The sequence below is a fragment of the Streptomyces sp. NPDC041200 genome (genome assembly GCF_055591805.1).
The window spans coordinates 31,478-52,679 of record NZ_JBVIZF010000033.1 but is presented as its reverse complement, the minus strand read 5'-3'; the positions used below and the strand labels follow the sequence as shown (position 1 = coordinate 52,679).

The 21,202-nt window shown below is 69.9% G+C and carries 24 protein-coding genes; 4 read left to right on the top strand and 20 right to left on the bottom strand.

Features of this window, described 5'->3' with window-relative positions:
- Positions 1 to 398: 398 nt before the first annotated feature.
- Entirely contained in the window at positions 399 to 1,721 is a 1,323-nt protein-coding gene (locus tag ACZ6CL_RS36370; RefSeq protein WP_468944124.1) for a serine/threonine-protein kinase, read from the bottom strand.
- Between the two features lie 272 nt (positions 1,722 to 1,993).
- Here ACZ6CL_RS36370 and ACZ6CL_RS36365 point away from each other — a divergent pair, with 272 nt between their 5' ends.
- Together ACZ6CL_RS36365 and ACZ6CL_RS36360 are read left to right on the top strand one after the other, a co-directional pair.
- Complete coding sequence (locus tag ACZ6CL_RS36365; protein WP_055557600.1) at positions 1,994 to 2,230, top strand: hypothetical protein; 237 nt, start codon at positions 1,994 to 1,996, stop codon at positions 2,228 to 2,230.
- A 261-nt stretch (positions 2,231 to 2,491) separates the two neighbouring features.
- Positions 2,492 to 2,698, top strand: a complete 207-nt coding sequence (locus ACZ6CL_RS36360) for a hypothetical protein (RefSeq protein ID WP_468944122.1) — start codon at positions 2,492 to 2,494, stop codon at positions 2,696 to 2,698.
- A gap of 305 nt (positions 2,699 to 3,003) precedes the next feature.
- On the opposite strand, the gene ACZ6CL_RS36355 is transcribed toward ACZ6CL_RS36360, so the two are convergent.
- Complete coding sequence (locus ACZ6CL_RS36355) at positions 3,004 to 3,483, bottom strand: hypothetical protein (RefSeq protein WP_468944120.1); 480 nt, start codon at positions 3,481 to 3,483, stop codon at positions 3,004 to 3,006.
- On the bottom strand, positions 3,474 to 3,917 hold the full coding sequence (locus tag ACZ6CL_RS36350) for an ATP-binding protein (protein ID WP_468944118.1): 444 nt from the start codon (positions 3,915 to 3,917) through the stop codon (positions 3,474 to 3,476). Before ACZ6CL_RS36350 ends, ACZ6CL_RS36355 begins: the two co-directional genes overlap by 10 nt.
- A gap of 241 nt (positions 3,918 to 4,158) precedes the next feature.
- Here ACZ6CL_RS36350 and ACZ6CL_RS36345 point away from each other — a divergent pair, with 241 nt between their 5' ends.
- Both ACZ6CL_RS36345 and ACZ6CL_RS36340 read left to right on the top strand, forming a co-directional pair.
- Complete coding sequence (locus ACZ6CL_RS36345) at positions 4,159 to 5,019, top strand: helix-turn-helix domain-containing protein (RefSeq protein ID WP_468944190.1); 861 nt, start codon at positions 4,159 to 4,161, stop codon at positions 5,017 to 5,019.
- Positions 5,016 to 5,231, top strand: coding sequence for a DUF397 domain-containing protein (locus tag ACZ6CL_RS36340; protein ID WP_468944116.1), 216 nt, complete (start codon positions 5,016 to 5,018; stop codon positions 5,229 to 5,231). Before ACZ6CL_RS36345 ends, ACZ6CL_RS36340 begins: the two co-directional genes overlap by 4 nt.
- 149 nt (positions 5,232 to 5,380) lie before the next feature.
- Here the strand turns inward: ACZ6CL_RS36340 and ACZ6CL_RS36335 are convergent, their stop codons facing one another.
- The 17 genes from ACZ6CL_RS36335 to ACZ6CL_RS36255 all read right to left on the bottom strand — a co-directional run bounded on the left by ACZ6CL_RS36335 (position 5,381) and on the right by ACZ6CL_RS36255 (position 21,081).
- Positions 5,381 to 5,722, bottom strand: a complete 342-nt coding sequence (locus ACZ6CL_RS36335; RefSeq protein WP_468944115.1) for a hypothetical protein — start codon at positions 5,720 to 5,722, stop codon at positions 5,381 to 5,383.
- Positions 5,719 to 5,952, bottom strand: coding sequence for a hypothetical protein (locus ACZ6CL_RS36330; protein WP_468944112.1), 234 nt, complete (start codon positions 5,950 to 5,952; stop codon positions 5,719 to 5,721). The genes ACZ6CL_RS36335 and ACZ6CL_RS36330 overlap by 4 nt, the downstream gene beginning before the upstream one ends.
- A gap of 73 nt (positions 5,953 to 6,025) precedes the next feature.
- Entirely contained in the window at positions 6,026 to 6,826 is an 801-nt protein-coding gene (locus ACZ6CL_RS36325) for an N-acetylmuramoyl-L-alanine amidase (RefSeq protein ID WP_468944187.1), read from the bottom strand.
- 84 nt (positions 6,827 to 6,910) lie between these two features.
- Positions 6,911 to 8,539 carry a right-handed parallel beta-helix repeat-containing protein gene (locus ACZ6CL_RS36320; RefSeq protein ID WP_468944109.1) on the bottom strand — a complete coding sequence of 543 codons (1,629 nt, stop codon included), beginning with the start codon at positions 8,537 to 8,539 and terminating at the stop codon, positions 6,911 to 6,913.
- Positions 8,540 to 8,548: 9 nt separating this feature from the next.
- On the bottom strand, positions 8,549 to 11,680 hold the full coding sequence (locus tag ACZ6CL_RS36315) for a hypothetical protein (protein ID WP_468944107.1): 3,132 nt from the start codon (positions 11,678 to 11,680) through the stop codon (positions 8,549 to 8,551).
- 20 nt (positions 11,681 to 11,700) lie between these two features.
- Positions 11,701 to 14,067: a phage tail tape measure protein gene (locus ACZ6CL_RS36310; RefSeq protein WP_468944104.1), complete on the bottom strand. Its 2,367-nt coding sequence runs from the start codon at positions 14,065 to 14,067 to the stop codon at positions 11,701 to 11,703.
- Between the two features lie 205 nt (positions 14,068 to 14,272).
- Complete coding sequence (locus ACZ6CL_RS36305) at positions 14,273 to 14,770, bottom strand: DUF7426 family protein (RefSeq protein WP_468944102.1); 498 nt, start codon at positions 14,768 to 14,770, stop codon at positions 14,273 to 14,275.
- A 1-nt stretch (position 14,771) separates the two neighbouring features.
- The gene (locus tag ACZ6CL_RS36300; protein WP_468944100.1) at positions 14,772 to 15,254 is read right to left on the bottom strand and encodes a phage tail tube protein; all 483 of its coding nucleotides are present in this window, start codon (positions 15,252 to 15,254) and stop codon (positions 14,772 to 14,774) included.
- A gap of 12 nt (positions 15,255 to 15,266) precedes the next feature.
- Complete coding sequence (locus ACZ6CL_RS36295) at positions 15,267 to 15,704, bottom strand: minor capsid protein (protein ID WP_468944097.1); 438 nt, start codon at positions 15,702 to 15,704, stop codon at positions 15,267 to 15,269.
- Positions 15,701 to 16,051: a hypothetical protein gene (locus tag ACZ6CL_RS36290; protein WP_468944094.1), complete on the bottom strand. Its 351-nt coding sequence runs from the start codon at positions 16,049 to 16,051 to the stop codon at positions 15,701 to 15,703. The genes ACZ6CL_RS36295 and ACZ6CL_RS36290 overlap by 4 nt, the downstream gene beginning before the upstream one ends.
- The gene (locus tag ACZ6CL_RS36285) at positions 16,048 to 16,365 is read right to left on the bottom strand and encodes a hypothetical protein (RefSeq protein WP_468944092.1); all 318 of its coding nucleotides are present in this window, start codon (positions 16,363 to 16,365) and stop codon (positions 16,048 to 16,050) included. Before ACZ6CL_RS36285 ends, ACZ6CL_RS36290 begins: the two co-directional genes overlap by 4 nt.
- Complete coding sequence (locus ACZ6CL_RS36280; RefSeq protein ID WP_468944090.1) at positions 16,362 to 16,751, bottom strand: head-tail connector protein; 390 nt, start codon at positions 16,749 to 16,751, stop codon at positions 16,362 to 16,364. Before ACZ6CL_RS36280 ends, ACZ6CL_RS36285 begins: the two co-directional genes overlap by 4 nt.
- A 4-nt stretch (positions 16,752 to 16,755) precedes the next feature.
- Positions 16,756 to 16,911, bottom strand: coding sequence for a hypothetical protein (locus ACZ6CL_RS36275; RefSeq protein ID WP_468944088.1), 156 nt, complete (start codon positions 16,909 to 16,911; stop codon positions 16,756 to 16,758).
- A gap of 23 nt (positions 16,912 to 16,934) precedes the next feature.
- Positions 16,935 to 17,789 carry a N4-gp56 family major capsid protein gene (locus ACZ6CL_RS36270; RefSeq protein ID WP_468944085.1) on the bottom strand — a complete coding sequence of 285 codons (855 nt, stop codon included), beginning with the start codon at positions 17,787 to 17,789 and terminating at the stop codon, positions 16,935 to 16,937.
- Positions 17,790 to 17,864: 75 nt separating this feature from the next.
- Entirely contained in the window at positions 17,865 to 18,581 is a 717-nt protein-coding gene (locus ACZ6CL_RS36265; RefSeq protein WP_468944083.1) for a hypothetical protein, read from the bottom strand.
- Between the two features lie 105 nt (positions 18,582 to 18,686).
- Positions 18,687 to 18,863 (bottom strand): Rmf/CrpP fold protein, encoded by a 177-nt coding sequence (locus tag ACZ6CL_RS36260; protein WP_468944080.1) that lies wholly within the window; start codon positions 18,861 to 18,863, stop codon positions 18,687 to 18,689.
- A gap of 10 nt (positions 18,864 to 18,873) precedes the next feature.
- Positions 18,874 to 21,081, bottom strand: coding sequence for a phage minor capsid protein (locus ACZ6CL_RS36255; protein WP_468944078.1), 2,208 nt, complete (start codon positions 21,079 to 21,081; stop codon positions 18,874 to 18,876).
- Positions 21,082 to 21,202: the final 121 nt, after the last annotated feature.

Genomic DNA, 21,202 nt, shown 5'->3' with positions numbered 1-21,202 from the left:
ACCCCGGCCCTCGGCCTGACGGGCGGAGCCACCAGCCGCTAGTCGGCGGGAGGGGGAGGGGCGCCGTTGGGCGGGCCGGGTTCTCGGGGGCCGGTGCTGTCAGCCGGTGGTCGTTAGTCGGCGGGGGTGACGCCGGGTGGGCCGGTTCGAATCGAGGCCGGAGCCACCAGCCGGTACCGCTGGTCGGCGGGTAGGGCCGGGGCGGGCCCAGCCTCGTCCGGTAGTGCGCCGCCGGGTGGGCCGGGTTTGAACGGGGGCTGGGGCCGTCAGCCGGTAGCCGCTGGTCGGGGATAGGGCCGGGGGCGGACCCACCCACCTTGCCCGTACTGCGCCGCTCGGCGGGCTGGGTTGATTCGGGGCCCCGCACCCGGCACCCACCACCCGCACCCGCAGCCGGGTCAGAGCCCGCTCTCGGGGCCTGCCTCCGGCGCCCCCGGCGCCGTAGGCGCCGTCGGTACGCCCAGCCCGCGCGACGGCCCCTGGCAGCCCTGGGCCGCCGCGATGCCCAGCGCCACCAGCAGCGTCACCACAACGAAGACCGTCAGCCGCTGACGCATCAGCCGGAGACGGTCCGTGGTGGCCGGGCGGCGGCCGTTCGGGGAGGTGCGGACCGTACGAGCCGGAGGCCGCTGGCCCTGACCCTGGCCCTGACCCTGGCCGCGGCGCGGCGCCGGGGGCCGCGACGCCGGGGTGTTGCGCCCCGCCGTACGCGCCGCCCCCGCACCGGACGCCCCCGCACCAGGCGCCCCCGACCGCGGCGCGGACGCCCGGGGCGCCGCCGCGCCCCGGGGCGGCGTACCCGCACCCGGTCGGCGCTCCGTGTGCTGGTCCGCGTACGCGTCGGCCCGGCGCCCCACCGGCCGCCCGTCCGAACTATGCCCGTGCGGCCCAGGCGCCCCATGGGCCTCCCGCGCCGCGATCTCCTTGAGCCGCAGCGAGAGCTGCAGCGTCGTCGGCCGGTCCTCCGGGTCCTTCGCGAGGCACGCGTGCAGCAGCGGAGCCAGCGCGTCCGGCACCCCGAGCAGCTGCGGCTCCTCGTGCACCACGCGGTACAGCATCACCTCGGAACTCCCGTGCCCGAACGGCGAATCCGCCGTAGAGGCGTACGCGAGCGTCGCGCCCAGCGCGAAGACGTCGGTCGCCGGGGTGACGGCCGCACCCCGCACCTGCTCGGGTGCGAGGAAGCCGGGGGAGCCGACGGCCGTGCCGACGTGGGTCAGCGTGCTGGCCCCGGTGGCCCAGGCGATGCCGAAGTCGATGATGCGGGGGCCCTTGGGGGAGAGCAGGATGTTCGACGGCTTGAGGTCACGGTGGACGACCCCCGCCTCGTGCACCGCCAACAGCCCCTCGGCCAGCGCGGACCCGACGGACGCGACGTGCGCGGCCGGCAGCGGGCCCTCTTCGTTGACCTTGTCGTGCAGGGAGGGACCGGGCACGTACTGGGTGGCGAACCACGGCCGGTCGGCCTCCAGGTCCGCGGCCACCAGCCGCGCCGTACAGCCGCCGCGGATCCGCCGCGCGGCGGACACCTCGCGGGCGAACCGCGACCGGAACTCCCGGTCCTCCGCCAGATCCGGCCGGATGACCTTGAGCGCCACCCGCTGTCCGCGCCGGTCGGACCCCAGGTAGACGACCCCCATACCGCCCGCACCGAGCCGCCGGTGAAGCCGGAAGGAGCCGACGACACGCGGGTCCTCGCGCCGGAGCCGCATCATCGCCATGTCCGTCCCCTACCTCCGGTGGGGAGCCCTTCCCTCACCCCTTGGTGGGGAGCCCCATCCGCTGCCGTCTGCTGCCGGTCCACTGCCGTCCGTCTGACGTGCACAGCTTACGGATTGACGGCCCCGCGCGCTGAGAGGCCGCGCATGCGTCGGCCTACGGATTGTCAGTGGTGCCTGGGATCCTGGAGAAGTGGGCCGGAATCGTGGCAATCCGTGCTCCGGTCCGCACGTGCGTGACCTCAAAAGACCGTCTCAGAAGGGGGATTGAGACCGTGAAGGGTGATCGTGTGGAGATAGTGGTGGACGCGGGCGACACGACGCGGACGTACGAAGTGGTGGCCGGGAGAGCGGGGCGGCGGGTCGAGACGGCGGTGCGGCGCGGGGTGGTGGAAGTGAGCGAAGTCACCCGAAACGGGTCCGTGGTGCGGACGGCCCGATTCATGGCGAACCGGGTCCTGGCCCTGGTGGAGCAGCCGGTTCCGCGCGGCGCGGACGGGGACCGCGAGTAGTCCCGGGGGAGCCCGCTCCACCCCCGGAAGGATGCGCTCCGGTGGACCCCTCCGGGAAGACCCCAAGTCCTGGGCGATTTTCTCCACCCAGGGGAGTACGAGGCCCGGTCCGGCGTCATCCTCCGGGAGGCCCGGCAATCGGTACGAGGGCATGACGCCGGGTACCGGGGCGCGCGCCTAATGTTGAGGTCAAGCGGCGGGCGCAGCACTCGTCCCCCGAGGTCAGACGCTCGCCGCTGCAGATGTGACGGAGGAAGGACGATGGCGGACACGGTGGGACGTACGGTCGTCAGGGCACGCGGGCACCGCGCCCTTGACGCGTTCGGCAGCCCGCAGACCGGCACCCGCCATCCGCTGGTCGCGGCGGCCATGGTGCTGCCGTTGGCCGTCCTGCTGAGCATCGCGTTCGGCGGCTGGGAAGCCGTCGTCACACAGGCGTCGTCCGTGGCGGGAATGCTGGGGCGCTGAGCGCCCCAGGTCCGGGAGAGCGGCCCGGGCCGGGGACTTCCTGGCCATCAACCCCGTGGGGACGGGGGTGCGGCGGACGGCACGAAGCCCGGACAGCTGGGCACCTGTTGCGGTGAAACATCCGTAACAGTGGCGGGCCCCGGACCTGCGTAAACAGGTCTGGGGATGGCGGTCAGGGCATCGAACGGGCCCCGTTCGACATCGCTGGGGAGCGATGGCGAGCGGGGCCCGGTGCGTTCCGCGGGCAAGGGAAGACCCCGGCCGCCCCCCGGGGGATTAGGGGCGACCGGGGTCGATATGGGGCTCTACCGGGTGCGTGCGGACACCGCGCCCATGAGGGCGCGCCCGTTCGCGATAGAGCGACTGATAAACGCCTCGGTACCATCCGGGCCCGCTCCGAACGGCACGGGGTCGAGGCAGAGGGTCATGCATGCCAGCTGGCCGCGGGCGACCAGCTCACGCCACCGCGCCGACGGGGACGGCACCCGGAAGAAGTAGGACGGGTGGCCGTAGTCGAGGGCCGTCACGCGCCCGCCGATCAGCAGGCGGGGGCCGATGTGGGGTACCCGGTCGGACGCCGGCGACAGCCGCATGGAATCCGCCATGCCTAACAGACCGCGCTCGACACTCTCGGTGGTCTCCCCCGGGTGCCGCGGGCCCGGATGCCCGATCAGCATGAACGGCACCGGCGCGTCGGAATCCCTCATCGGGTCTACCCACGACGACACGAGCAGGCGCGCCACGAATCCGGGGCCGGGTATCGGACGGATTTCGGTCATGTCCATTTCAGTTCCGCCCATACGATCTTTCCGAACGGCCGGTCGTCCACGCCCCACGAGGCCGCCAGCGCATCGACGATGAACAGGCCGCGCCCGCGTTGCCGTTCCTCGGACTCCGGTTTGAACTGCGGCCGACGGCGGCGGGTGTCGTGTACCTCGACCCGCGCCCGGTCGAGCGATACCTCGACGACGACGGCGACGCTGTCGCCCGGCTCGCCTCCGTATCGGAGCGCGTTGGTAACTAACTCGGAGACGATCAACTGCACGTCGCCGACGTGGTCGGCCGCGAGGTCTGGAGCGCTGCGCTGGATCACCTCGAGGGCGTAGTCGCGCGCATGTCCAGCGGTCTCCGGATCTCGGGAGAACAGCACGGCGGGCGGGGGGCCGGACGGAGCAGAAGAGCAGGGTGGATCGGGCGGGCGTTGTTGCATGGTCACCATGCAAATCCCCTCGTGAGGGCGCATATCGGCGTACGAAATACGTCACGCCAGTAGCGGCACGATTACTTTTCGTCGCACCAGAGTGCTCCTGATCACACGTCATGTGCAACCCTCGTACGGGTGGAATGAGAATTTGCATATGCCGTCGCGAGATCGCGGCAGACAGGAGGTTTGCGACGTGACATGGTCGGAGCGCACGCGGCAGACTGTCGACCAACACCACGAAGCGGAGGGGTACTACGTGAGCGCACCAACGGTCCGCCGGCGCAGGCTCGGCGCCAAGTTGCGCGCGCTTCGGGTTGCCCTCGACCTCACACTCGACGACGTCGCCGAGAAGTCATCTGGCCGCATCACGGTAGCCAAGTTGAGTCGGCTCGAGACTGCCCGCAGCGCGGCCAAGGCACCTGATGTCGAGATGCTGCTCGACCTGTACGGAGCGGATGACACGGAGCTACGAGCGGCCTTGCTCGCCCTTACGCGCGAGGGCTCGCGGCGCGGCTGGTGGCAGTCGTACCGAGGTGTGCTGTCGCCGGTCTATGAGGACTTGATCAGCCTGGAGGCTGAGGCAACGGACGTGCGTACGTGGCAGATGGGCGTCATCCCTGGGCTGCTCCAAACCGGGGAGTACGCCCGGGAGCTCATGACGAGTATCGACATGTCGGCCGCGGTCGAGGGGAAGCTCGATGCGCTGGTCGAGGTGCGCCTCGCCCGGCAAGCTGTGCTCACCTCGCGGGAACAACCGGTCGCCCTATCGGCCATCGTCGGTGAGGGAGCGCTACGCACGCGTTGCATTGGCGAAGGTGTGATGTACGGCCAGCTGTCCAGATTGCTGACGCTGAGCCGACGGTCGAACGTCAGTATTCAGGTGTTGCCGACGGATGCCCCGCTCCACGCTGGGCAGTTGGGAGCGTTCTCGGTACTCGGTTTCGAGGGACATGCAGACCTCGATGTCGTCCACACGGAAAGCCTGACCTCGGCCCTGTATGTCGAGGATCGGGAACAGGTGGGCGTCTACCGGGACGCGTTCGAACGGTTGCGTGCGGTCGCGCTTCCGGTCGATGCGTCCGCAGATCGCATCGCAGAGATAAGGGATCATGGATGACCAGGATTGATGACGCGTCGACCTTGCCGGTTGCCTGGTGGAAGTCGAGCGCGTCGGGCACTCAGTCGGACTGTGTCGAGGTGGGCATCGTCGACAGTGAGTCGGTCGCGGTGCGAGACAGCAAGCGGCCGGCGGGGCCTGCCCTGCTGGTGAGCCGTGAGCAGATGACGGCATTCGTGTCTGCGGTCCGCGAGGGCCGATTCGACGCGTAGGTGCACGGGAGCAGCTGAGCGGCCCGCCCCCGCGGGATTCGGGGGCGGGCCGTCCGCTGTGCCGGCGCGGTCGAGCCTACGGCCGGACTGTGCCCAACGCACACAACGCCCCCCACAACGGCCCATGAGGCCGCGTGGGGGGCGTAGTGCTACCTGGTGGCGAGCTGCCATGCGGACAGGATGAAGCCGCACAGGGCGACCAGTGCGGCGACAGATGGGAGCGGCCAGCGTGCGCGCTCGAGGGCGGCGAGGCGGTCCTCGGTGCGCTTCTGGCGGTCGGTCTCGCCGCGTTCGAGGGTGTCGAGGCGGCCGTCGGCGCTGTCGAGTCGGCGGGCGTGCTCCTTGAGCGCTTCGTCGCTGTGATCGTGCCGCTGCACCAGTAGGGCGAGGGCGCCGTCGGTGCGGGTGAAGCCCACCTCGATACTGCGGCGGATGCGCTCGAGCTCGAGCGTGACGGCGGCCGGGTCAGACGGCGAGGGGCCGGTCGTCACTGCCTACTGCCTCCCGCATCCGGCGCGGTACGGAGCCACGCGGGCAGGATGCGTTGCACGGTGGGCGAGGCCATGGCGCGCGTGACGGCGGCGGCGACGGCGAGCACGACGCCATAGCCGGCGGCCGTCGAGGGCACGCCGAGCGTGGGCAGCAGGATCGGGAGCGCGGCGGCGAGGCCGACGATGGTCTGTACGACGGTGCGCGCGGTGCGGCGGTTCTTGTCGGTCACGGCGGGGTGTCCGTTCGTTCGGGGGGTGATGCCCGCCGCGGCGCGGTGCCGGGGCGGGCCGGTCGAGGGGTGGCTACTCGGTCACCTTGAATCCGTGGCGGTGGGCGAGGACGTCGAGGCTCGCGCGGCCGGGGATGCCATCGGCGGCGGCTCCGACGTAGCCGCAACGGCGCTGCCATCGGGAGTAGGCGGTCACGGACGCGCTGCCGAAATGGCCGTCGACATACCGCCGCTCGAGCAGACCCTCGGCGGCGAGGGCGTCCTCGACGACGCGGGCGCCCGCGTACGACACAGGGGTGCCGGCCTTGGCGGGGTCCCTCTTGGCGGCGGCGATCAGCTTGGACAGGTCGACCGTCTTCGGCTTGCCCGGGGCCGGCGCGGTGCCGCCGGTGAGCTTCTTCGCTCGGCGCAGGATCTCGGGAAGCTGCCGGATGATGCGGGAACCGGGGCACGACGGATGGTCGCCCCATGCGGCGCCGCCCATGGCGTGGTAGCCGAGTCCGCGCCCGCTGGGGGACTTGGCGAGCTGGAGCGGTACGCCGTGCTTCTGGTGGGCCCATGCGAGTACCTGCGCGTTGCGGTCGAGCTGGTCGTCGGTGAGCTCGTCGCCGCCCTCGCCCTCGTTCTCGACGGAGAGCCAGCGGCGGTTGCCGTCGGCCTGGGCCCACGCCCGGTCGGCGGTGTCGACCCACTGCACCAGTCGGCCGCCCTTGCCGGTCCCGAAGTGGGATGACGCCCGAGCCTTGGGGTTGCGGAACCAACTGTCCGTACCGCTGAGCGTGCCGGCCATGATGTGCACGACGACACCGTGCACGGCCTCTTGCCCGCCGTTGGTGAAGTTGGTCGGGATGGGGTGCCACTCGGCGCCGGGCATGCGTGCCACTGGGGGTCTCCAGACATGAGAAAACGCCCGCGGCGCGGTGCCGGGGCGTGCGGTGTGAGGGCGGGGTAGCTGAGGTCAGCTGAGGTCGGTTGCGAGGGTCTGCGGGGACGGCGAGGCGTCGTTCATGCCGGTACCGCCCGTGAACTGGGAGCCCCGGAAATCATTCCCGTAGCGCGCAATGAAGCTGCATGCATTCGAGATTGACAGGCCGTGAATGGCTTCGTTCCCCGATCCGTTCGGGCGCGTTTTATTTCCGGTCAGGTGAACGCTTGATGCGTTCGTGCTGACGCGGATTCCGTACCACGTTGCGTTCGTCGCGCGCCCAGGACCCTTGATGTAATTGTTTTTAATCTGTAGGTCGCTGCCATCCTGAATCAGAATTCCGTTATTGCCGGCGTACATGATGTTGTTCGCGTTCAGGCTGGTGTGCGTACAGGTGACGGCGGTAATTCCGTGGGCACCGGGTGTGTAGATTTGATTCGTGCCCACGTTGCCGTTCGTGCAGTTCTCCAGTGATATGGCCGTGCCATCCACGTTGGAGATGGCGTTTCCGGTGACGCTGTACCGCTCGACGTACTGCAACCGGATGCCGTTCTGAGCGCTGGCCGAAGTGTCGATCGCATTGCCGGATATGGCCAGGTTGAGAATCTGCCCAGTGCTCTCACCTAGCGCGACGATTGGCTCGTCGTACCCGCCACCGAACCGGAATGTGTTTCCCGTGATGGCGAAATTCTTGATGGACTGGCTCGCCGACGTCTGCGTGCCGTTCGGGTCTTTCGTATCCTCAGTGTCGGAGCTGATGACCGATCGAATGCGCACGCCGGACCCGCAAGAGGAAAATGTATTTCCGCTCACGGTGGTGTCTTCCCAGTTGTAGGCGCTCACGCCGTACTGTAGGACGCTCTCGAAAGTGTTCCCGACGATGCGAATGCGTCGGTGAAACTTGCTGATCGTCGCACTGTGGGAGCCGATTCCCCGTGGCCACGCCGTGGTGCCGACCGTGCCCGAGGCGCCGAAATAGCACCCCTCAATGAGGATATCCTCGGTCGGCGTGTGGTCGTATGGGCCAAATCCGCCAAAAACTCCGACCGATTTTGCCAAGTCGAGCTGAATCGCTTCGGAAAAGTCGCGCGCCCCCGGGTCGATGTACCCGCGGAATTTGCAGTTCTGGATGATGCCGCGTTTGGTCGAGTTCAATTCGACCGCATGGAAGCCCGGAAGGTCCCTGACTTCGAGATCCCGAATGGTGATGTCCGAAGTGTGCCCGATGCTGATGCACATCGCCGAGCCGGTCAATCCGGCGACCGTGCCGCGCATATTCCAGAGGCCACCCTCGATGAGAATGTTCGATTCTCCTCCGTAGCCGCTGAAATTCTGCGCGGCATCGCCGTTGAGAATCATGGTCTCTGCCGCGTTCCGCTGGAATTCAGCCCCAGGCAGCAGGGTCAATCGCGTGTTCCGGTAGATGCGCAGCGGTAGCGTTGAGAGCAGGTATTTCCCGGGCGGGACTATCACCCAGCCGCCGCCCGCGGTGCGCGCCTGGTTCAACGCGTCCTGAATCGCCGGAGCGTCGTTGGTGACGCCGTCGCCGGTCGCGCCGTACGCGCTCACCGTGACGGATTCTGCGAGCCTTTCCAGCATGTATTGCAGTCGGCCGGCGGTGACGGCCATTCCCGGGTGCCACTGCTGCACGGGGGTGGACAAGGGGACCTCCTACAAAGCGGCGATAGCGGGGTGGGGGAGGCTCACGGCGGTGCCCGCCGGGTGCGCCTTGGTGATGCCGTTGACGGCCCTGGTGACGGTGAGGACCTGCGGCGAGGTGGTGCCGGTGACGGCGGTAACGGTGACCTGCTCGCCGCCGAGAACGGCCTCGACGGGCGCGAAGTCGGGGCCCGTCGGCCACGGCGGGCCGCTGGTCACCTCGACGGGCAACGCGGTGTCGGCCGGGCCTACCGCCGCGGCGAGCTCGCTCCCGTCGGTGTCCGCCACGGGCAGCGGGCCCGCGTCGGCCGGGGGCACGACGATGGCGAGGTCATCGATGTACGCCGCATCCTCGCCGGAGGCGGTCGAGTTGTCCTTCACGTACCGGAAGGTGACCGCGCCGGCGCCGGTGACGTCGAGGGTGTACGGCGTCCATCCGACCGCGCCCTGTGCGCGGAGCAGCTGCACACCATCGCGAAGCACGAGCAGCCGGTCGCCCTCGAATCCGGCCCCGGCGCCCTCGCTGCTGACGCGGTACCAGAACGACAGCGAGGTTGCCCCGGGCGGGACCGCCACGACCGCGTCACTGGTCTGGTTGTTGCTCACCGCGCCGGACCGCAACGACCACGTTCCCTCGTGCGCCTGTGTGCTGGTACGGGTCCACGGCAGGGTGCCGCCGCCCGCGATGCTCAGGGCATACGCGGTGTCCTCGAAGTCCTCACGAATCACCGCGCCGTCGCCGCCCGCCACCGCGACGTTCCACGGGCGCGCCGGCGAGCACTGGAACGTGATGTCCCACTTGTACGGTTGGAACACCTCCGTATACCCCTGCACCATCAGGTCGAGCGTCGATGGCGGGAGCCACGGCGGGGGGTTGGCGATGGTGATGCGGCTCCCCTCGACGACGGCTGCTGCATCCTCGAGAAGATGCGGCGCATCGGCGACGTTGACGTGCACACTCGGGTACCGGATCTCATCCTGCGTTCCCTGCCACAGGCGCCAATACGCGATGGGCTCGGCCTGTGTGTCGTCCGCGAGGGACAGGTCGACCGACTCGTCGTACGTCCCGACACCGTACGGCGGGGGCTGTACGGACAGCGGGCCGGACTCCGCCACCGCGCGCGCCGAGCTGCCACCGATCCGGTTGACCGTGACGTCGTTACGTACGCCCGAATCGTCGTCGAGGGGGTCAAGGGGCGGCGCCAACCCGGGAGCGGCGTAATCCAGCTGGAGCGCCGGCGGCTGGCTGTAGAGGCCAGCTCGCACGCGGTACCGCAGTGTGAGCCGGTCGCGTGCCTCGCCCAGTATTCCGCCGTCGGTGTCGGCTGCCTGCTGCAACAGGTCAAGCAGCGCGGCCGGCCGCTGCGCGCCCATGGTCGGGGTGTCCCGTGCGGCGCCACTGATGACGACCGGCACGGCCTCTTCCTGACACAGGCGCCGGACGCGGCCCGACGCGCTCTCACTCCGGAATCCGTGATCGGCATAGTTGTAGATCGGGGAGTCGAGCACGCTCATCACGGACAGGTGGCCCATATACAGGGTGAGCTGGTCCAGCGCCGCCCCGGGGGCGAAGGAGAGTGCAGTGACGTGCCCGGCGCTCACGCCGGCGACGGTGTTGGATAGGCCGCGCGCGTCGCTGCCGATGGTGACCCAGTCCAGGTGAAAGGTGGTCGATCCGCCGACTGTTTCGGCACGGATTTGCAGCCGGTTCCACGTGGTGAGGAAGTCAGTTGCGAGCACGCTGAGCAGCTGCGTTGGCGCCGCTTGCCCGCTCACGCCGTAGAGCCGGACGGCGAGGGGCGTCACGACGACCTGCATGCGGCTGTACGTGCCGCCGGCGGTGGAAATCTCCATCAGCGTGAACGTGGTGGCGGGCATCTTGTCGAGCTGGTAAACGCACTCGATCCGCCACGCCCCGTTAGGGCCTGCTGGCACCTGTCCGCCGAGCGTCGTGGCCGGCCCGATCTTCGGCAGCGGGGACGATCCGGCGAGGGTGTCGGTGGCGGCGAATTCCACACCGCTGACGATCAACGGCTGTACGCCCGGAATCGGGCTATACGCCTGAGTCGCGTCTCTGGATTCCTCCATCGGCCAGTAGGCCAAGAGATTGGGCTCAGAAGTGATGCGGCGGCGCAGCGTGGACGCCAGGGGTTTCACACCCTGCCCGAGACGGCGAGTGATCCCGGACGCCTCCAGCGGCACCCACACGTCTTGACCGGCCACGCCCCAACGGGACGGCCAAGACGAGACCTCGCCGACGAACCGGGTCAGCCTGTCACTGATCACGGCCGACCCCTGCAACGCCCACGTACAGCCGGCAGCATCCGTGAACGACCGCGCCCCGGGCGACTGAGAGGTGAAGTCGGGCGAGGCCACGACGGCACCATTGATGCCGTTGCGGACCTCGCACCGGTAGCCGGCGCCGGTGAACGGGACGTATGCCGGGGTGGTGGTGGGATCGGGCAGGCCGACACCGAGCGGCGCCGTACCCGAGAAGATGCTCGTGCCCCCGGCCTGTGTGATCGGGCTACCGATCTGTACCCACGGCCCGCCCAGCGACCGCGCCCAGTAGAACGTGACGGAGCAGCCGCCCGCCCCGTCGTCGACGTCCAGCACCGCGCGCACCGCGGCCCGGTCCGGCAGCGTCGGCAGCGTCACCGTGGCGGATCGGGTGGTGACGCCATCAGGCGCCCAGTCCAACAGCAGTTGCCCACCCAGCACGCGCAACGCGAATGAGCGCTGATTGGCCGCGCCGTCCCACTTCCCAAGTAGGACTTGAGCGAGGTCGGATGCGGTCCAGTCGAGCTCAGCCTCGCAGCGCAGGTCGAGGTCTCCCGTGATGTCCAGCGCCGGAGCGTCCGGGGTGGAGGCGTAACCGGTGGTCGAGCCGTCCAACACCAGCCGCGGCGTGGCACCACCCACGCTGACCCGTATCGGAGTGTTCCGGCCGATCAGTCCGAAATAGGGGCTCATCGGATTCTTCGGCGTGTATTGGCCGTCCCGATTGTTCAGGCCGAGCTGGCAATGGGCCGGATCGCTCCGCGCTCCCTCATCCGCCCGGCCCCGACTTATGGTCACCTGGGGTCGCGTGGTGTACGTGTCGGCAGTGACATCCGTCCAGGTACCGCCGGCCTGGATCTCCACGCGAAGATCAGGGAATACCATCAGCCACCTCCGAATGCGAGCTGCACATTTCCGCGGCCTTTCACGCGCACGGTCTTACGAATCCAGCGGGTGAGGTCGTCGCCGCCGTCGCCGGCGTCGATTTCGATACGCACAACCGCGGGCTGTTGCGGCGCAGTTGTTCCCGCCGGCGCGCCGGCCGCGCCCGCGCGCGGCGCGGTGAGAGCAGCTGTGCCGCCCTGGCCTACCGTCAGTGCCGGAGCGGAACCGGTGAGCGCGTCGTGTCCGGCCTGCGCCACCTGCGCCATAGCGGCCGTCACGGCGCCCTGCTGCTGAGTGATTCCCTGGGCGAATCCGTTGATCAGTGCGCGGCCGGAATAGGTGGTGTAGCCGCGCCCCGAGAATGGCCCCTCTTTGGCGGGAGAAAACGGGAACAGATTCCGGACCTTGGAAACCAATCCGGCGGCTTTGTTGTAGAGGTCGCCGGCGCGGCTGGTGATGCCGTTGATGAATCCGCCGACAAGCGATCGACCGGAGGCGTAGAGCTTGCTCCCCAGATCGCCGAGTGCTGCCCTTGCGCGGCCGGGCAAGCCACGAATCCAGCTGATCGCGCTGGATATCTTCGAGCTAATCGCGGACACCAGGCGCCCGCCCGCGGTCGCCGCTGTGTTCCCGAGTATGCCGGCCAGTGAGGAGAGCGCCCCGCCCGCGCGGCCGGGGAATCCTCTCAACCAGTTCAGCAGCCCGTTCCACTTCGTAACGGCCGAGTTCTTCGCGGCTCCGAACCATCCGGAGATCAGGCCCGGGAGCGTGCCGAACCATCCGACCGCGGCCATGATGCCGTCAACCGCGCCTGAGATCGTGGACTTCACCGCGCCCCACACCGCCATGACGACGTTGCGGAATGTCTCGGACTTCTGCCACGCGATGACGATGACCGCGATAAGGCCGACGATGGCGCCGATGACCAGGACGATCGGGTTTGCCGCCATCACAGCGTTGAATACGGCTTGGGCCGCGGTCCAAATGCCCATGGCTGCTGCGATACCGAGGATGACACCGGCCAATGGGCCGATCCACGAGATGTGTTGCTGTACGAATCCGCCGAACTGCATGAGCATCGGCATCACGTAGTTGCCGAGAACTCCGACCAGCTTTTCCTGTGCGGCCCGCTTGAACTGCTCCATCCGCGTAGCCGCATTGTCACGAAGGGAGTCGCCCATACGGTCCGCGGCGCCCTTGACTTGACCAAGGGCGTCTTTCGCCTTGGACGGGTCGAGCGCGAGCAACGCTTTCTGCATGTCCTCGCTCTTGGTGCCGAAGAGCGCCGTTGCAGCCGCGGCCCGGTCGGCCGGGTCCTTGATACCGCGCAGCCCGTCGAGAACCTGCTGTAGAGCGTCGCGGGCGCCCTTCCCGCCGCCGGCGATCTTCGCTTGAATATCGCTCGCCGACATGCCCATCGACTTCAGGGCGTCGGTGGCGCCATCGCCCATTTCCGTCATCAGCAAGGTGCCCTCTTTGAGGGAGTCCGCAACGACATCCGTATCGCGCGCGCCCGCTTTCATTCCCTGGGACAGCAGCCCCGTTGCGGTCTGCGCGTCGAGTCCGAGCTGTTGGAACTGGACCGAATACTCATTGAACGTATCGGCGAGGTCATCGGCGCGCGGACCCATTACCTGTAGACCGCGCGTCATGATGTCCAGCGCGGTTTGAGCGTTCGGCGCCAGACCGGTTTTCATGATCTGGCCGACGGCATTTGCGGCCTGCCCGAGGTCGAGCTCGAACGTTCCCGCGAGGTCGCTTACCTTCGTCGCGATGGACTGAATCTGTGCGTTCGTCGCGTCCGGCGGCACAAGACCAGCGCTCATGGTCGCCCGGATCGCGTCGGCCGCGCCTTGGAAATCCTCGGTGACGGCTCCCGCGTACATCTGCCCGGCAATGTGCCCGTACTGCTTGGCCACGGCCGGTGTTGCACCGAGCTGCGCGCCGAGCCGGCCGGTGATCTGCCCCTGCTCGAGGGCCGTTCCGATACCGGCCATCAGCACGCCACCGACCATGGCGCCCGCGCCCGCCGCGGCGAGCTTGAGACGGCCCATCATGCCCGTGGCCTCCTGCTCGGCATCGGCGGCGCCCTCGCGGGTGCCGTCGCCGAGCGCGTCGCCGAGTGCGGCGCCGGACTCCCGTCCGGCCCGTGCGAATCGGCCGTAGAGGTCGCGCAGCCGGCCGTCTGAGCCGCGGGTGATGCCCTGGCCGAGCGCGTCGCCGGCGGCCTTCCCGACCCGGTCGCCGACGGCCGTCATGTCGCCCTGCAACTGAGTCATGGCCTGCCCGGCCCGGGCGACACCGCGGTCTACCTCGCGAACGTCCAGACTCACGTAACCGGTCAGCTCACCGATGGTGAGGCTCATCGCGCACCTCCCTTGGGGGCCTTGGGGTCGGGGGGCGCGAAATGCCGGGCGAGGCGGCTATCAGCGCTGAGCAGGCCGAGAATGCGCAGCCGGAGCCACCGCCACGTTCGGGCCTGGAGGATGCCAGGGGCGCCGGCATCCACGCCGTACACCTCGTGTAGATCGCATTCGATCAGCGGCCACTGTTCGAGCAGGGCGGCCCATGTCAGGTCGTCCCGCCCTTGCGGGCGCTCCCGGTAGCCTTGCGGCCTCTCGTACCACTCGTAGAGCCCCGTTGCCTCGTCGAGCTCGCCGCACCCGATCCACTCTTCTTGGCTCGGCGAGTCTCCCGGTTCGGGGCCCATTGAGAAGGGTCGCCGGCCGTCCCCCAATACCGCTCAGCGGTCTCGGGGCCGGAGACGATCCAGAACATCGCGGTCAAACCCGCGTGCCGCATCTTGGACCAGGTGATGCCGTCGGCCTGCATCTCGTCGTAGACCGGCCCGAGACACATCCGCAGCAAGTCGCGCTCGTCGTCGTCGTCCAACAGGGTCGTGTCGACGGCCTCGCCGCCGGACACCAGCCGGGCGGCGAGGCTGGTGATCTGCTGCACCCGCAGACCGTCAGCAGCGGACGGCGAGGGGATCACATACGCCTTACTCCCGAAAGGGAGCGTCAAGGAGTCATCGAACAGCTCGTCGAGAGCCTGGAACTTGGCGCCCATATCAGGCCGTCGCAAGCGGGTTGGCGATCTGCGTCAACGGGCCGTTGCCCGTGAACGTGGCCTCGACCTGCTCCAAGTTGTTTTTCGGCCCGCCGGACGGCTTCCACTCCACCAGGGCCGTTCCCTCGTACGCCTCCGGCCCGCCGTCACGGTCCATCCAACGGATCTTGACCTCACTGTCGGCGCCCCACCCGAACGCGGTGGCCCGTACGCGCTCGTGCACGGCGTTGTACGCCTTGCTGTCCGCGGACTTCTTGCGGTTGAACGTCGCGGTCACGGTCCAGCCCTGGCCCGTCTTCGTGTTGCCGTCCCACCCTTCATCGTCATACGTGCTGCTGTCCTCGAGGTTGGGCGGGGCCTCCCAGCTGAAATCGGTGATCGCGGGGTGCAGCTGCCAATCGGGCGTGGTGGCGCCGGACGTGGCCATGTCGACCTCGAGTCGCCACCTGCGGGCGAGGGCGGTCACGGGCGTGGGTGTGCTCATGGCGGGTTCTCCCTATGTCTCGATCAGGTGCGGCGCGGTGCGGATCGTCCGCATGTAGTAGTTGGCGGTGATCTCCTGGCGGTCGGCGGTGTCGGGGCCGATCCATGCCTGTGACTGGCGCCAGATGACTCCGGCGTGCACACCGGATAGGTCGGTGTGCACGCGCATGTTCAGCAGGTCGTACACGGCGTCGGCGCGGTCGAGGGCGGCCCGCGGGTCGGCGCCGGCGCGGTACCGGACCTGTACGGCCTCGGTGACGTCTTCGGTACCGCTGGCGTCGTCGACGGCGTACGGCGTCAGAGCGATGACGTTGTCGGGCCGGTCGGGGACGGCGCCGATGATGATTGCCACCTCATCGGCCGCGTACAGACCGTCGGGCCGGTACACGGCGATACCGGCGTCGGCGATCAGCCGGGCGAGGCCGTCGAGCAGGTTCGAGGTGTGGCTCATCGCAGCGCCCTCCGGACCTGTGCGGCGATGATCTCTTGCACCGTGTCGGCCTCGGTGTTGAACGGCTGCTCGAGGTACTTGGCGGTGCGGCCGGCGTCGTGCCGTAGCGTCATGTCCTCGTGTTGGCGGACCGCGTACAACGTGTCGTAGCTGACGGCGGCCGTGAGCTCGTCCTCGTCGACGGTCGCCACGCCTGATCGCTCGAGGGTGGCCTCTTCGATCGGCACCAGCCGGCGCGACTCGGCGAGGATGTGCTCGGCGCCGATGCGTAGGCCGCGGGCGGCGGCCTCACGGACGGCGGCGCTGACGGCCTGGCCGTTCCATTGCAGACGGGCGCGCTGTGTCACTCGGCCTGCACCTCCAGATGATCGGGGGTTGCCAGTCCTCCGCCGTCGCGGGGTAGGGCGGCGATCACGGTGGTGGTCCGGCCGTCCGGCAGGGTGAGGCGTGATCCGGGCGGCGCGGTGGTGCCGGGCGGGCAATACGCGGTCGTGCTGCTGACGGTGTCGGCGCCGTCTGGGGCCCGCACCATGCGCGTCTGTTGGTCGAGCAGGCAGCGCACGGTGACGGGCGGCCCGTACACGGGCCCGTACGCGCCGGCGCCCTGGTACGGCTCCACGGTGATCCGGTGGCGCAGCAGCCATCCGGGCAGTGCGGTCACCAGATCACCCCCGGCAGCAGACCGGCCCGGGTGAGTGCGCGCTCGGCCCGCGGGGCGAGGTCGACGTCGCCGGCGGTCGCCGGCCCGGACTGACGGCCGGACAGAGAAACGGCGCCGATAGAGACGCTGTCCCATCTGCCAGCCGCCCCGGTGCCGTCGTCGCCGGCGGCCTGCTGGTACTCGACCTGTGCGCACGTGGCGTCGGCGAGTGCCTGCACGACGTCGGGATCGGTCGGCATGCCCGCGGCGTCCGTGGCGTACACGGCGGTGCGTAGCGCGTCCTCGACGTCCTCGGACGCGCGGGCGAGCAGCCGGTCGGCGTCCGGCGGGGCCGGGTCGCCGGTCCACGCCGTGAGCTCGTCAGGGGTGGCGTAGATCCGGCGCATCCGGTCATCCCCCCTTGCTGGTCTTGCTCCGGGATGACGAACGCCCCGCGGGCTTGGTGGCCTGCGGGGCGTCCGGCGCGGTGTCCGACGTTCTGTCGGACGGCGGCGAGCTGGTCGACTCGGTGTCGGTCTGCTCGCCGTGGTAGCGGCGCAGCATCATGCGGCGGCCCTCCCTTCGGGGCGTTAGGACGTGGCGAGGGTGCCGACAAGTACGCCCTTGTCGTCGAGGCGCTTCACGGCGTAGTGCACGTTCGTGGTGATCACGGTGGTGCGCTTGAGGATGTCGCGGTCGGTCTCGACGATGGGCCGGCGCTTGTAGAGGGCGCCAAGGGAGCCGTTCTTGAGAAGCAGGAACTTCCCCGCGGCGATTCGGTTCGTGACGAACACGGGTACGCCCGCGATGACACCGACCTGACCGGTACGCACGGCAGTGTCGGCGCCCAGCTTGGATGCGTCGATGAACTGCGGGTCGAGGGCGGCCTCGGCGTGCTGCGCGCTGTTCAGGTACATGCCGGCGAACTCGGACGGCTCCCACTCGTCGCCGAACTTCGCGAGGGCGGGAACGACCGCGTCAGCCCATGTGAACTTGGTCTTCCCCGCGGCCGTGGTGAAGGTGTACGGCGTGCCGCCACCCTGCGCGGTCTCGTCGGCCATGGCCTGAGCGATCAGGGCGGCGTCGACCTTCCGGGCGGCGAGAATGCCGAACTGCCGCTGCGCTTCGTCGCGCGGGTCGCCGAGTCCGGTCAACAGGGCCTTGTCGGTGATCTCGACGGCCTTACCGGCCTCCTTGATGGTGGCCTCACTGGAGCGCTGCCCCATCACGGTGGTGCTCATGGCGGTGCCCTCGGTGAGGTCGTCGAGGTCGCCGAGCATGTCCCACTTCGGGAAGTTGATCGTGTCGCCGGGCTGGCCAACGAGGGTGTCGTCGGTCGTGACGGCACCGGAGGTGAGCACGCGCACGGCACCGGTGAACCGGGCCTGTGCGAGGTCGGCCCAGACCTCGGGAACGATCAGATTTGCGGCGGTGGTGTCGGGCACGGGGGCCCCTCCTTACGGGGATGCCGGCGCGGCGGCCGGGCGGTCTTGGTGGATGCCCGGCGCGAGGGCCGGGCGTCATGCTCCGGCGAGGCGCCGGTAGGTGTCGGGGTCGGACTGCATGAGCTCGACCCGCTGCGCGTAGTTCATGGCGGCGAACTGCGCGGCGGTCGGTGCGCTGCTGGGCGGGCCGGTGAACTCGCTACCGCTGCGGGCCGGTCCGGCCGGCGCGGTCTGGGCGGCGAGCTTGGGGTTAGCCGTGACGGCGGCCTCAACGGCGGACTTCACGGCGGCCGTGTCGGTCGGGTCGAGGCCGGCGATGGAAGCGGCGAACTGGCGGGAGTCGAGCAGGGCGTCGGGGTCGCCCCCGGCCTCCCGCGCGGTGCGGTACACGGCGAGCTCGACCGCGGTTGCCTTGGCCTTGGACTGCTCGGCCTCGAGCTGCTGCGTCAGCTGCTCGGGGGTGGCCTGCTGGCCGGCGCGGCTCGGGTCGAGGATGCCGAGCAGCTGCTGTGTCAGCTCCTGGCGGGCGTCGTCGGCCGCGCGCTGCTTGGCCGTGACGCGGTTCTTTCCGGCCTCGGCCCGCGCGGCGGCGAGCTCCTGCTCGAGGCGGGCGATGGTCGCGGCGGGGTCCTGCCCGCCGTCGTCATTCCCCGCGGCCGGCTGGCCGGTCGGCGGCGCGGTGGGCTTCGGCGCGGTACCGGCGGGGTCCTGCCCGCCCTGCCCGCCCGGTGCGCCCTGTCCGCCCTCGCCGGTGCCCTGCTGTCCGCCCTGGTTGCCGTTGTCGTCGCTCATGGGTCGCCCTCCTGGGGCTGGTCGGCCCGCTCCTGGCGGGCGTTCGGGCATGCAAAAGGGGCCCGCTCCTGGCGGGCCCCGGGGTGGTGCTGTCGGTGGCGGGTGCTACGTGTCGCCGTTCTCGCTGGTGCGCGGGAGCGGGCGGGCGCGCGTGTATCCCTTGATCCACGCGGTACGCAGCGTGGACGTGCGCGGGTAGGGGCAGGTGGTCGGCTCGTCGCCGCGGCGTCCAGCCTCGGCGCCTTCCGTCATCGCTCGGGTGATGTCCTCGCGCGTCCCCACGCTGCCCCCTCTACCTCTTGGCCTGCTGGTCGGCTTCGTTCTTACGGGCACCGGCGGCCCAGCGCTGACGCTGACCGGTGGCCTTTTCGATGAACTCGGCCTGAGTCAGGCGGCCGTGCCGTGCCCACCACTCTTTCAGCTCGTCGGACGCGCGCGCATAGGCAATGCGTGCGGGGCCTGAGAACAGGCTGAGCGGGTGGTGTCCGGCGGCGGTGGCCTGCTGGTTGAGCAGGTAGCCGCGGCATTCCTCCTCGGCCTGCATGTACTGGCGATAGACGTACTCGTCGTACAGCTCGCGCGCTTCCCGGCGGGTGAGCCGCGGGCCTTCGTCCTCCTCGGCCGGCGGCGGGGCGTCGTCGAGGGCGCGCTCGGCGGTCGTCGCGTTCCACACGTCGTCGGCGTCGTCGGCGTGCGCTCCCCACCCGTCGGGGTCGGGGGCAGGGTCCATCGCTTCGGCCAGCGCGTTCCGGTCGGCGAGCAGGTCCTCGACGGCGTCGCCGGTGTCGGCCGGCTCCGGGAGGTCGACGGCGTCGCGGCGGTCCATCTCGCCGGCGATCCGGGCGAGCTCGTCGGCACGGGCGTACTCCATGCACCATGCGAGCTCGTCCTCGGACATGCCGGCGAGGTCGTCCGTCAGCTGCCCGCCGGGGAAGAATTGGGCGAGCAGGTCGCGCCGGTTCGCCTCGGCGGCGAGGTCGGCGAGCGTGTCCGGATCGGCGCCCTTGGCACGGGCGGCGAGGTCATGGTCGGACAGTCCCACCAGATCCCGCCGCACCTGCGGTAGCCGTGTGGCGAGGTCGCGGCGGTCCATCTCCGCCATGATGCGCAGCGCGTCGCCCTCGTCGAGGTGGACGAATGCGCGGGCGAGCTCGGTGTCGCTGAACGGCGTGAGATCGTCGCCGATGGTGCCGCCGGGCCGGATGCGGGCGAGCAGCTGCTCGACGTCGCGCCGGTCGGCCTCGGCCTCGACGCGGGCGCGCCCGCGGGCGTCGAGGGTGCCCGAACGCATGGCGGCGGCGAGCTGGTCGTCGCTCATCTCGCCCGGGGTGAGCTGGTCGCCGGATCGGATGCGGGCGGCCTCGATGTGCTCCGGCGCGGTAGCGCTCCGCGGTTCGGGGAGGTTGCTCGCCCCGGGCTGCTCGCGGTGGCGCAACCGTCGCAAGTCGGGGTGCGCGGCGAGGTGGTCACGCATTGCGCCCTGCCACTGCCGGACCTTGGCGGCCTCGGCCCGCTTGCCCTCCGGGGTGGTGGCGCCGGCCTCGCGTCGCTTGTACTTGCGGATGTGGCGTTCGATCGCGCGTTGCCGCTGCCCGGCCTCGTAGCCGGCCGGGTCGGGCTCGGCCTGCTCGGCCACTGTCAGACCTGGGGTGTAAGCGCTGACGCTGTGCCGGCAATTGGGGTGCTGCAACCCTGCGGCGCGGGCCTCGTCGAGACTGCCGGCGACGCGCACACGGACCATGCGGCCGTCCTCGACGGCGTGCTCGACCTCGACCGTACGGGCGCCCCCGGGCCCGCTGATGGCCAACACCTTGCCTTCCCAAGGGCGGCACAGCGGGCATTCGCGCGGGGCGTTGGAGACCATGACCAGCTCGATACCGGCCGTGGCGAGGGTGCGCATGTGCGCCTGTGTGGCGGCCCGCGCAACGCCCGTGCGTACGGCCATCTCGGCGTAGCTGGTCAGCTGCCAACGGCGGCCGGCGCGGTCGACGAACGCCCGGATGCCGCGGTCGGCGAAACGGCGCATGGCGTCTTGGGTGGCCTGCCGGCGGGTGCCGGTACCGAGCAGGGGCGTTGCGATGACCTCGGACACGACCGCCCGGAAACCGTCGACAACGGCCCGCAGGATGCTGCGGTGCGTCGAGGTGACGACGTCGACGGTTTCCTGTGCGAGGCGGTCGACGGCCTGCGCGTTAGGGGTGATCTCGTCGGCTAGCCGGCGCGCGTCGTCGGACAGGGCGCCGAGTTCGGCGACCGCGGCGCGGTGCCCGGTGTTGTACGACTCGGCGACGACGTCGAACACCTCGAGCTGCACGGCGCGGCCGAGCTCGTCAACGACGCTCTGAGAGGCGCGGCGCACCGCTTGTACGGCGGCGAGCTTCCGCTCGACCCATCCGGGCGCTTCGAGGCCGTCGGCGAGCTGCCGGGCGACGATGCCCAATAGCCGTTCCTCGGCCTGCGCGTACAGGTCACGCGTCCGCTCGGCCAGGGGTTCGACCATGCCCGGATGGATCGGCACCGGTCACCCCCTGCGCGATGATGGACCCATGGCCTACCGCCCATATCCCAACGCCGAACGCGCCCGCCGACACCTGTCCGGGGGGTACGACGCACCGGAACCG

Excerpts from the sequence above, each read along its gene's own strand:
- ACZ6CL_RS36255 (WP_468944078.1), bottom strand. The coding sequence starts at position 21,081 with ATGGTCGAACCCCTGGCCGAGCGGACGCGTGACCTGTACGCGCAGGCC.
- ACZ6CL_RS36300 (WP_468944100.1), bottom strand. The coding sequence starts at position 15,254 with ATGAGCACACCCACGCCCGTGACCGCCCTCGCCCGCAGGTGGCGACTC.
- ACZ6CL_RS36265 (WP_468944083.1), bottom strand. The coding sequence starts at position 18,581 with ATGAGCGACGACAACGGCAACCAGGGCGGACAGCAGGGCACCGGCGAG.
- ACZ6CL_RS36360 (WP_468944122.1), top strand. The coding sequence starts at position 2,492 with ATGGCGGACACGGTGGGACGTACGGTCGTCAGGGCACGCGGGCACCGC.
- ACZ6CL_RS36305 (WP_468944102.1), bottom strand. The coding sequence starts at position 14,770 with ATGGGCGCCAAGTTCCAGGCTCTCGACGAGCTGTTCGATGACTCCTTG.
- ACZ6CL_RS36355 (WP_468944120.1), bottom strand. The coding sequence starts at position 3,483 with ATGGACATGACCGAAATCCGTCCGATACCCGGCCCCGGATTCGTGGCG.
- ACZ6CL_RS36275 (WP_468944088.1), bottom strand. The coding sequence starts at position 16,911 with ATGATGCTGCGCCGCTACCACGGCGAGCAGACCGACACCGAGTCGACC.
- ACZ6CL_RS36280 (WP_468944090.1), bottom strand. The coding sequence starts at position 16,751 with ATGCGCCGGATCTACGCCACCCCTGACGAGCTCACGGCGTGGACCGGC.
- ACZ6CL_RS36295 (WP_468944097.1), bottom strand. The coding sequence starts at position 15,704 with ATGAGCCACACCTCGAACCTGCTCGACGGCCTCGCCCGGCTGATCGCC.
- ACZ6CL_RS36370 (WP_468944124.1), bottom strand. The coding sequence starts at position 1,721 with ATGGCGATGATGCGGCTCCGGCGCGAGGACCCGCGTGTCGTCGGCTCC.
- ACZ6CL_RS36325 (WP_468944187.1), bottom strand. The coding sequence starts at position 6,826 with ATGCCCGGCGCCGAGTGGCACCCCATCCCGACCAACTTCACCAACGGC.
- ACZ6CL_RS36310 (WP_468944104.1), bottom strand. The coding sequence starts at position 14,067 with ATGAGCCTCACCATCGGTGAGCTGACCGGTTACGTGAGTCTGGACGTT.
- ACZ6CL_RS36340 (WP_468944116.1), top strand. The coding sequence starts at position 5,016 with ATGACCAGGATTGATGACGCGTCGACCTTGCCGGTTGCCTGGTGGAAG.
- ACZ6CL_RS36350 (WP_468944118.1), bottom strand. The coding sequence starts at position 3,917 with ATGGTGACCATGCAACAACGCCCGCCCGATCCACCCTGCTCTTCTGCT.